Below are 9,893 nucleotides of genomic sequence, written 5' to 3'. Positions count from 1 at the left end.
ACATCGGGTCCTTCTGGGACGCGTCGATGACCCGTAGCGGGCAGCGGTTCACCTTCACCAACGTCGGCTGGAACGGCACCCTGGCCCCCGGCGCCACCGCGAGCTTCGGCTTCAACGGCACCCCCGGCAGCGCCACCCCGTCCAACTGCACCCTGAACGGCGCGGCCTGCGGCGGCGGCAGCACCCCCGGAACGCCGGGCGCCCCCGGCACCCCCTCGGTCACCGGGACGACCAACTCCTCGATCTCCCTGTCGTGGGGTGCCTCCAGCGGCACCGTCACCGGCTACCGGGTCTACGAGGGCACCACGCAGCGGGCCCAGGTCACCGGGACCAGCACCACGATCGGCTCGCTGGGTACCTGCACCTCGCACACCTACACCGTGAAGGCGTACAACGCCCAGGGGGAGTCGGCCGCCAGCGGAGCGGTGAGCGCCACCACCACCGGCTGCACCAACCCCCCGCCCGGCGGCAAGATGGCCGGAGCCCCGTACCTCTACATGGGCTGGGGCAGCCCGCCCAACCCCGCGTCCGTCATGAGCGCCACCGGCGTGAAGTCCTTCACCATGGCGTTCATCCTGTCCAGCGGCGGCTGCAACCCCGCCTGGGACGGCTCCAGGCCGCTGACCGGCGGCGCCGACCAGACCGCGATCAACCAGATCAAGGCCGCGGGCGGCAGCGTGCAGATCTCCTTCGGCGGCTGGTCCGGTAACAAGCTCGGCCCGAACTGCTCCACCCCGGCCGCCTTCGCCGGTGCCGTGCAGCAGGTCATCAACGCCGTCGGCCCCGCGGTCGTCGACTTCGACATCGAGAACACCGACGAGTTCGAGAACTACACCGTCCAGGACCGCATCCTCAACGGCCTGAAGATCGTCAAGCAGAACAACCCGAACGTCAAGGTCGTCGTCACCTTCGGCACCTCGACCACCGGCCCGACCTCCCACGGCATCCGCCTGATCAACCAGGCCAAGGCGCTGGCCGTGCCGATCGACAACTACACGATCATGCCGTTCGACTTCGGCAGCTCCAACATCTACAACGACACGATCAACGCCTCCGAGGGCCTGAAGAACGCGCTCAAGGCGGCCAACGGCTGGACCGACGCGCAGGCGTACGCCCGGATGGGCATCTCCGGCATGAACGGCCTGTCCGACCAGCAGGAGCTGACCACGGTGGCGGCCTGGACCCAGATCCGCGACTGGGCCAAGGCCAGGGGCCTGACCCGCTTCGCCTACTGGGCGGTCAACCGCGACCGTCCCTGCCCCGGCGGCGGCGTGACCTCCACCTGCAGCGGGATCGCCCAGAACGACTGGGACTTCACCCGCGTCACCGCAGGCTTCTGACCGCGCGAAACCTTCTAAGCGCGCAAGACCCGTACGACCGGCAAGACCCGTACGGCCCGCACCCCCGCCCGGGGTGCGGGCCGTGCCCCCACGACACCCTCCTAAAGATCCTTGCGGGGTAAATCGGATGCACCTCAGGAAACTCGCCGTGGCCGCCGTGCTGGCGCTCGGCGGGACGATGCTCGCCGCGACACCGGCCCACGCGGCCAACATCGCGACGAACCCGGGCTTCGAGAACGGGCTGAGCGGGTGGACCTGCTCCACCTCCTCGGGCGCCACGACCGTCTCCTCGCCCGTACACGGCGGGACCGGGGCCCTCCAGGCCACCCCGCAGGGCTCGGACCAGGCCCGTTGCCAGCAGACGGTCAGCGTCAGGCCGTCCTCGTCCTACTCACTGTCGGCCTGGGTGCGCGGCGGCTACGTCTTCCTGGGGGTGAGCGGCACCGGCACCACCGACACCAGCACGTGGGCCTCCTCCCCGTCGGCCTACACCCAGCTGTCCCGCCCCTTCACCACCGGCGCCTCGACCACCACCGTGACGATCTACACCAGCGGCTGGTACGGCCAGGGCGCCTACCAGGCCGACGACGTCGTCCTCGACGGCCCGCCCGGCACCGGCGTCCCCGGCGACACGACCCCGCCGACCGTACCGGGCAACCTCACCGTGGGCGGCCCGACCGCCACCTCGCTCACCCTCGGCTGGTCGGCCTCCACCGACAACTCCGGAAGCGTGGCCCGCTACGAGGTCTCCCGCGACAACGGCGCGGCGGTCGCCACGGGCTCCGGCACCGGCCACACCGCGACCGGGCTGAACCCCGACACGGCCTACGGCTTCCGCGTCCGGGCCTGCGACGCCGCGGGCAACTGCTCCGCCTACACCGCCTCCGTCAGCGGCCGTACGAGCCGCGACACCGGCCCGCCCCCCGGCGGCGAGATCAGGTACGCCCCCTACATCGACATCACGATGCCCACGCCCTCCCTGGTGAGCGCGGCGGCGGCGACCGGGGTGCGGAACTACACCCTCGCCTTCGCCCTCGGCGACAGCAGCGGCTGCAACCCGGCCTGGGGCGGCACCATCCCGATCAACGACTCCCGGATCGTCAACGACGTCAGGGCGCTCCAGGCCCAGGGCGGCCAGGTCATCGTGGCGACCGGCGGCGCGATGGGGCCCTACCTGGAGCACGTCTGCGGCACCTCCGCCGCGCTGGTCACCGCCTACAAGAAGGTCCTCGACACGGTCGGCACCAACCACCTCGACGTCGACGTCGAGGCCGCGATCGACGCCGCCAAGGTCAACACCGCCCTCAGGCAGCTCCAGGCCGAGCGCGGCACCGTGATCAGCTACACCCTGCGCATCCAGGGCCAGGACTACGGCGTCGACCCGTTCTCGCTGTCGATCCTCCAGGACGCCGCCGCCAGGGGCCTCAACGTCATGGTCAACCCGATGCTGATGAACTTCGGCTACACCGGCAACTGGGGCGACGCCATGATCGCCGCCGCGCAGGCGACGCTCGCCCAGATGAGGACCGTCTGGCCCGCCAAGACCGACGCCCAGCTCAAGAAACTGCTGGGCCTCACCCCGATGATCGGCAGGAACGACACCGGGATGACCACCACCCAGGCCGACGCCCGCAAGCTGCTCGCCTGGGCCAACACCAACCACGTCGGTTTCATCGGCTTCTGGTCCAGCGCCCGCGACAACGGCGGCTGCCCGACCGGCCAGGTCTCACCGACCTGCAGCGGCATCTCCCAGTCCGCCTGGGAGTTCACCAACATCTTCAAGGGGTTCACCGGATGAGGTTCAGGAAACTCGCGGCGATCGCCGTACTGGCGCTGGGCGGGACGATGCTCGCCGCGTCACCCGCCCACGCCGCCAACATCGCGGTCAACCCCGGCTTCGAGAGCGGGCTGACCGGCTGGACCTGCACGGCCTCCTCCGGGGCCACGGCGGTGTCCTCGCCCGTACACAGCGGCACCGGGGCCCTGCAGGCCACCCCCGCCGGGAGCGACACCGCCCGCTGCCAGCAGACGGTCAGCGTCAGGCCCTCCTCGGCCTACACCCTGTCGGCCTGGGTCAGGGGCGGCTACGTCTTCCTCGGCGCGACCGGCACCGGCGGGACCGACCCCAGCACCTGGACGTCCTCGCCCTCGTCGTACGCCCAGCTGTCGACCTCGTTCACCACCGGCGCCTCGACCACCTCGGTGACGATCTACGTCAACAGCTGGTACGGCCAGGGCGCCTACCAGGCCGACGACGTCGTCCTCGACGGAGCGCCGGGGCAGGGACAGCCGCCCGCGGCGCCCACCGGGCTCACCGGCACCGGCAACGCCACCACCGCCTCGCTGAGCTGGAGCGCCTCCTCCGGCGCGACCGGCTACAACGTCTACCGCAACGGCACCAGGGTCGGCACCGCCACCGGGACCACCTTCTCCGAGACCCCCGGCACGGGCACCCACTCGTACCAGGTGAGCGCGACCAACGCCTCCGGCGAGTCGGCGAGGTCGGGCGCGGTCTCGGTGACCGTCGGCACCGGCCAGCCGCAGCTCCCGGCCGTGCCGTCGGGGCTGGCCGCCACCGTGAGCGGCACGAACGTCGCACTGAGATGGAACGCCTCCTCGGGCGCCACCGCCTACAACGTCTACCGCAACGGGACGAGGGTCGGCACGCCCGCCGGGACCACCTACACCGACACCCCGGGCGCGGGGACGCACAGCTACCAGGTGAGCGCCTCCAACACCGCCGGTGAGTCGGCGAGGTCCGGCGCGGTCTCCGCGACCGTCACCGGCACCCCGCCCCCCGGCAACCTGCCCAAGCGGGTGCTGGTCGGCTACCTGCACGCCTCCTTCGCCAACGGCTCCGGCTACATTCGGATGGCGGACGTGCCCAACGAGTGGAACGTCATCAACCTGTCCTTCGGCGAGCCCACCTCGGTGACCTCGGGGGACATCCGCTTCACCCAGTGCCCGGTCGCCGAGTGCCCCAACGTCGAGTCCGAGGCCGACTTCATCGCCGGTATCCGGGCCAAGCAGGCACTCGGCAAGAAGGTGCTCATCTCGATCGGCGGCCAGAACGGCCAGGTCCAGCTGAGCACCACGGCCGCCCGCGACAAGTTCGTCCAGTCCGTGGGCGCCATCATCGACAAGTACGGCCTCGACGGCCTGGACATCGACTTCGAGGGCCACTCCCTCTACCTCGACAACGGCGACACCAACCTGTCCGCCCCCACCACCCCGGTCATCGTCAACCTGATCTCCGCGCTCAAGACCCTCAAGGCCAGGTACGGCGCCAGATTCGTGCTGACCATGGCCCCGGAGACGTTCTTCGTCCAGCTGGGCTACCAGTTCTACGGCCCGGGCCCCAACGGCTCCGCCGACCGCCGGGCCGCCTCGTACCTCCCCGTCATCCACGCGATGCGCAACGACCTGACCCTGCTGCACGTCCAGGACTACAACTCCGGGCCGATCATGGGGCTGGACAACCAGTACCACACCATGGGCGGTCACGACTTCCACGTCGCCATGACCGACATGCTGCTCGCGGGCTTCCCCATCGGGGGCAACGCGAACAACGTCTTCCCCGCCCTGCGCCAGGACCAGGTCGCCATCGGCCTGCCCGCCGCCCCGTTCGCGGGTAACGGTTTCACCACGGTCGTCGAGGTCCAGAAGGCCTTCGACTGCCTGGCCAAGGGGACGAACTGCGGGACGTACCGGCCGAGAGGGGTCTACCCGAACCTCCGCGGCCTGATGACCTGGTCGATCAACTGGGACAGGTACAACGCGTTCGAGTTCTCCCGTAGCCACCGGGCCTACCTCGACGGCCTGGGCTGAAAGCCCCTCGCCGCCGGGGGAGACGGACTTCCGGCGGCGAGGTTTCACCCTCCGCGCGTGTCCCAAGACGGCCGCCCGCGGTGGCGGCCCGGCTCCGCGGGCCGGGAAAACTGGCAGAGTGGTCTCGGTTTGGAAATCCGGGTGGCTGGTTGGTCGCCAGGTCCGGCAGGCTAGGGGCCGTCATGGACTACGCAATTCTCACGGGGTTCGTCCTCGTCCTCGGTGTCGTGCTCGCCCTGGTCGCGCAGTGGAAGGGCTGGAAGCCCTCCCTGCTGGTCATCCTGGGGGTCGGAATCGCCTTCAGGGTGCTCATCATGGCCACCTCGGCGGCGGACACCTGGCAACCGGTCGACTTCATCAACAGCTTCAAGCCCGCCGGTGAGGCGGTCCTGAACCGCGAGGACCCCGTTCTGGGCAGCTCGGGAGGCTGGCACTTCCTGCCGACCATCCCCTACGTCTACGGCCTCCTGCTCTGGCTGGGCATCCCCTGGGAGATCGGCGGGCGCCTGGTCACCGTCGTCGCGGACATCGTGCTGATCCCGCTGGTCGGCAAGCTCGCCGGGGGGCCCAGGGCGTCGCTGCGCGCCTTCCAGTACGCCTGCAACCCGCTGGCCATCCTCGTCGCCTCCGTCCACGGCCAGGTCGAGCCGGTCGCCCTGGTCTTCGGCGTCGCCGCCTTCGTCGTCGCCCGAGGCCCCGGCGACCCCCACCGGCCGGGCATGACCACCAACCCGCTCGCGCTGGCCCGGCAGAGCATCGCGCTTCACGGCCTCGCCGGTGCCGTACGACACGCCGCCGGCCCCGGGGGAGTGATCCGCGTCGCCCTCGCCCCGCGCGAGGGCGACCGGACGTCCCTGCGCCGCGCCCTGTTCGCCGGACTGCTGATGGGGCTGGCGCTGTGCGCCAAGAGCTGGCCGATCTGGCTCATCCCCGGCATGCTCCTGCTGCTGCCCACCTTCCGCGCCCGCGCCGTGGCGTTCGTGGCCACCGGCATCGCGCCCGTCTTCTTCCTGGTCACCCTGCCGATCTTCGCCGGGACCTCGCTGAGCCAGATCCCCGAGGTCATCCGGGTCATCCAGGACGTCCGCCCGATCGTCGGCCAGTGGGGCTACAGCGCCATCCTCATGCACGGCGTCAACGACCTGAACCAGGCGATCGCCACCTTCGGCACCCGCCTGATCTACGTCACCCTGCTGATCACGGCCTTCCTGTGGCGCCGCGCCGACCCGATCGACCTCACCACGGCGCTGCTGCTCGCCTTCATGGTCACCACCCCCAGGCTCGGCGCGCAGTATCTCCTGTGGTTCATGCCGTTCCTGATCGCCCGTCCCACCCGCTTCGCGTGGCCGGCGATCCTCGGCGTCTCCCTCTGGGCGGGGTACGGCTACCTCTACATGACACAGTTCGACTCCGCCACCTGGCGAAGTCTCCACGTCGTCTGGTCGCAGGCCTCCATCGTGCTGCTGCCGATCCTGGCGCTCGCCATGCCCTGGGGGCGCCGGGTCGCCCAAACCCCCGCCGAGCCCTCCGAGGGCCCACCACCCTCGGCACCCGTTCCCGCGTCCGCCTGACCCGCCACGTCCACCCGAACTCCCGGGCCCGCCCGGCCCGGGAGCGGGCGACACGGGCTGCTAAATTCCGGTCCTGTGACGAGCACCGTGGAAATCCTGCGCTACACCGCTTTCACCCACGATCCCGAGGGGGGAAACCCCGCCGGGATCGTCCTCGACGCGGCCGGGCTCTCCGACGCGGAGATGCTGGCCGTCGCCGCCGAGGTCGGATACTCCGAGACGGCTTTCGTGACCGCCCGCGACGACGAGCGGCGCGCTTTCCGGGTCCGGTACTTCGCCCCCTCGGCGGAGGTGGCCTTCTGCGGGCACGCCACGATCGCCACCTCGGTGGTCCTGGCCGAACGCCTCGGGACCGGCCGTCTGGTCTTCGACACCAACGCGGGCGAGATCGTCGTCGACACCGAGATCGCCGACGACGCGCTCCGCGCCACGCTCACCAGCGTCCCCACGCACTCCCGGCCCGTCGCGGAGGAGGCGCTGGAGGAGGCCCTCGCCGCCCTCGGCTGGTCCCGCGACGAGCTCGATCCGGCCTACCCGCCGCACGTCGCGTTCGGCGGCGTCGAGCACCTGGTGATCGCCGCGGCCTCGCGCGAACGCCTGGCCCGCCTCGACTACGACTACGAGGGGCTGAAGGCGGTGATGACCCGCCAGGGCTGGACGACGGTGAATCTGTTCTGGCGGGAGAGCGACGAGCGCTTCCACGCCCGCAACCCGTTCCCGGTCGGGGGCGTCGTGGAGGACCCCGCCACCGGGGCCGCCGCCGCCGCGTTCGGCGGCTACCTGCGCGTCCTCGGGACCGGCTCCCCGGAGTTCACGGTCATCCAGGGGGTGGACATGGGACGGCCCAGTACGCTGAAGGTCTCGATCGCCTCCCCCGACGGCCGAAGCCGGGTGAGCGGGGGAGCGGTCGCGCTGGAAACCGCCTGATCCCCCGGTCAGGCGGGCCCGCCACCGGACTGGTCGAGCAACCGGCCCAGGGGCACCCCCGCCAGCCGCCGTACCTCGTTCGCCATGTGGGCCTGGTCGGCGTACCCGCTGAGCACGGCGGCCTCGGCCGCCGTGACGCCGCGCCTGGCCAGCCGCAGCGCCCGCTGGAACCTGACCACCCGCTGCAGCACCTTCGGCCCGTACCCGAAGGCCCGCAGGGACCGGCGCAGGAGCTGCCGCTCGCCGACTCCCAGGTCCCAGGCGACCTCCCTGACGCTCCGCCCCGCCCTCAGCGCCTCGGCGATCGCGAGCGCGGCCGGATCGGGGCCGGGCGCCGCGCGCAGCCGTACGGCCAGAGCCCGCCGGACTCCGTCCGGCCCGGTGGGCGGTCCCGGTGTGAGCGGTTCGAGATCGGACAGTCTCGCCAGGGGGTCGAGGTCGGACAGCGGTACCCGCAGGTCGCGCAGGCTGTCGAGCGGCACGCCGAACAGCCCGCCCGCCGCGCCTGGCCTGAACCGGATCCCGGTGTAGCGGTCACCCGGCGCCATCCGGACGGCCTTCGGCCCCGTGTCGGGCCCCGCGACCTGCGCTCCCCCCGGGCCCCAGACCAGATCCACGCACCCGTCGGGCACGACGAGCTGCGTCGTGACGGAGGCCGACTCGTTGATCCACAGGCAGGCCACCCACCCGGCGATGCGGGGGCCCGGCGCCCACTCGCGATACATGCCCTCAGGGTACGGGCGGTGAGGTCCTCTTCTTCTCCGGTACGGGGTGTTCGTCGTCGGGAACGTCCCCGGAGACGAGGGCGGCGGCCCAGTCACCGTCGGGATCGCTGTCGATCAGCAGCGCGCGGGTCAGCAGGCTGAGCGGGATGGCCAGCAGCGCGCCCAGCGGACCGAGGACGAACGTCCACAGGATGAGCGAGAGGAAGGTGACGGTGGTGGACAGGCCGACGGCGTCACCGAGGAACTTCGGCTGGATCAGCGACTGCACCACGAAGTTGATCAGTACGTAGGAGGCGATCACGAAGACCAGGGTTTTGGGCCCGCCCTCCAGCAGGCCGAGCAGTGCGGGTGGGATGAGCCCCAGGACGAAGCCGATGTTGGGGATGTAGTTCGTGATCAGTGCCAGTACGCCCCAGAGGAGGGGGAGCGGCACGCCGAGAATCCAGAGTGCGGTCACGTCCAACGCGGCGCAGACCAGCCCGAACCCCGTCGAGACCAGGAGATAGCGGCGGGTCTTGTGGGCGAAGTCGTTGAGTGCCCCGATGAGCCGGGGCCTGCGTGCCGCCCCCATGGCAAGGATCCTGGTGAAGGCCTGGGCGTCCAGGCACATGGCCAGGAGCAGGACGACGATGAGGACCAGCCCGGAGAACACGCCCAGCAGTCCCGAGACGAATCCCTGCGCGAGCGCGAAGATCTTGCCGGGGTCGAAGGAGTTGATCGCCTCGTTCATCTGCTGGGTACCGAAGCCGAGCTTGGCCGCCTGCTGCTGCGCCTCCGCGACGAGCTGGTTGAACTGCGCGTCGTAGGTGGGCGCGAGGGTCGCCATCTGCGCGACCGCCACGGTCAGGATCGCCACCATACCCAGGAGCACCAGCAGCACGATCGCCAGGGGGACCGCCACCAGCGTCCACCCGGGCGCGCCCCGCCCGCGAAGCCAGGTTCTGACCGGGGAGACCGCCATCACCAGGACCAGGGCCAGCAACACCGGCCCGACGATCGACCCGATCTCCCGGATCCCCGCCAGGGTGACCACGGCGCCCGCGGCGCAGAGGAGCATGACGAGCGCCCTGGGCAACACTCTTTGGTCCGTCATAACGGACCCCCTACCCCGCGGGTGAGAAACACGTCATGACAGGGCGCGCGCTTCGATTTGACGGAGCTCGGCGACGTACATAGAGTTCACAGGCCCGAGGGGGTTGGCGGAGATCGCCGGAGCCTCGGGACCCTCCTTCTGATCATCTCCCTTCGTTGGGGCGCGTGCGTCACGACGAGATCCGGTTGGACAACGACCGGATGTTGGAGTAAGTTAGAGGGGTTGCCCTGGAAACGGGGTGGTCGCAATCCTAACGGGTTCGGCGGGGTCGAGTCGAGCGTCGGAGAATCCGACAGTTTGACACGAAACCGACAGTCTCGATAAGATAGTGATACGAAATGGAACGCCCCGGAGTTCTGACCGGTTAGCTGGTTGGTCAGGGTGATGGTGTACGCGTCCGTTTCTTGAG

7 protein-coding genes are annotated in these 9,893 nt (G+C 70.6%); 5 read left to right on the top strand and 2 right to left on the bottom strand.

The features are described 5' to 3' along the window. From ACW9TB_RS39275 to ACW9TB_RS39255, 5 genes are all read left to right on the top strand, one after another. On the top strand, positions 1-1,340 hold a 1,340-nt coding region (locus tag ACW9TB_RS39275; protein ID WP_472753200.1), incomplete at its 5' end, for a cellulose binding domain-containing protein. Between the two features lie 127 nt (positions 1,341-1,467). Beyond that, a complete protein-coding gene (locus ACW9TB_RS39270; protein WP_472753199.1) occupies positions 1,468-3,138 on the top strand; it encodes a carbohydrate binding domain-containing protein in 1,671 nt (556 codons plus the stop codon). Beyond that, positions 3,135-5,168 carry a carbohydrate binding domain-containing protein gene (locus ACW9TB_RS39265; RefSeq protein ID WP_472753198.1) on the top strand — a complete coding sequence of 678 codons (2,034 nt, stop codon included), beginning with the start codon at positions 3,135-3,137 and terminating at the stop codon, positions 5,166-5,168. Before ACW9TB_RS39270 ends, ACW9TB_RS39265 begins: the two co-directional genes overlap by 4 nt. A gap of 182 nt (positions 5,169-5,350) precedes the next feature. After that, positions 5,351-6,739, top strand: a complete 1,389-nt coding sequence (locus ACW9TB_RS39260; RefSeq protein WP_472753197.1) for a hypothetical protein — start codon at positions 5,351-5,353, stop codon at positions 6,737-6,739. 75 nt (positions 6,740-6,814) lie between these two features. Next, positions 6,815-7,666 carry a PhzF family phenazine biosynthesis protein gene (locus tag ACW9TB_RS39255; RefSeq protein ID WP_472753196.1) on the top strand — a complete coding sequence of 284 codons (852 nt, stop codon included), beginning with the start codon at positions 6,815-6,817 and terminating at the stop codon, positions 7,664-7,666. Positions 7,667-7,674: 8 nt separating this feature from the next. Here ACW9TB_RS39255 and ACW9TB_RS39250 read toward each other — a convergent pair whose 3' ends face one another. After that, positions 7,675-8,391, bottom strand: coding sequence for a DUF6597 domain-containing transcriptional factor (locus ACW9TB_RS39250; RefSeq protein WP_472753195.1), 717 nt, complete (start codon positions 8,389-8,391; stop codon positions 7,675-7,677). A 4-nt stretch (positions 8,392-8,395) separates the two neighbouring features. Beyond that, the gene (locus ACW9TB_RS39245) at positions 8,396-9,484 is read right to left on the bottom strand and encodes an AI-2E family transporter (protein ID WP_472753194.1); all 1,089 of its coding nucleotides are present in this window, start codon (positions 9,482-9,484) and stop codon (positions 8,396-8,398) included. Positions 9,485-9,893: the final 409 nt, after the last annotated feature.

The sequence above is a fragment of the Streptosporangium sp. H13245 genome (assembly GCF_055690525.1).
The sequence above is the reverse complement of the archived record's forward strand: the minus strand, read 5'-3'. Positions and strand labels throughout refer to the sequence as shown.

Coding starts and splice junctions, on each gene's coding strand:
- ACW9TB_RS39270 (WP_472753199.1), top strand. CDS start 1,468: ATGCACCTCAGGAAACTCGCCGTGGCCGCCGTGCTGGCGCTCGGCGGG.
- ACW9TB_RS39265 (WP_472753198.1), top strand. CDS start 3,135: ATGAGGTTCAGGAAACTCGCGGCGATCGCCGTACTGGCGCTGGGCGGG.
- ACW9TB_RS39250 (WP_472753195.1), bottom strand. CDS start 8,391: ATGTATCGCGAGTGGGCGCCGGGCCCCCGCATCGCCGGGTGGGTGGCC.
- ACW9TB_RS39245 (WP_472753194.1), bottom strand. CDS start 9,484: ATGACGGACCAAAGAGTGTTGCCCAGGGCGCTCGTCATGCTCCTCTGC.
- ACW9TB_RS39260 (WP_472753197.1), top strand. CDS start 5,351: ATGGACTACGCAATTCTCACGGGGTTCGTCCTCGTCCTCGGTGTCGTG.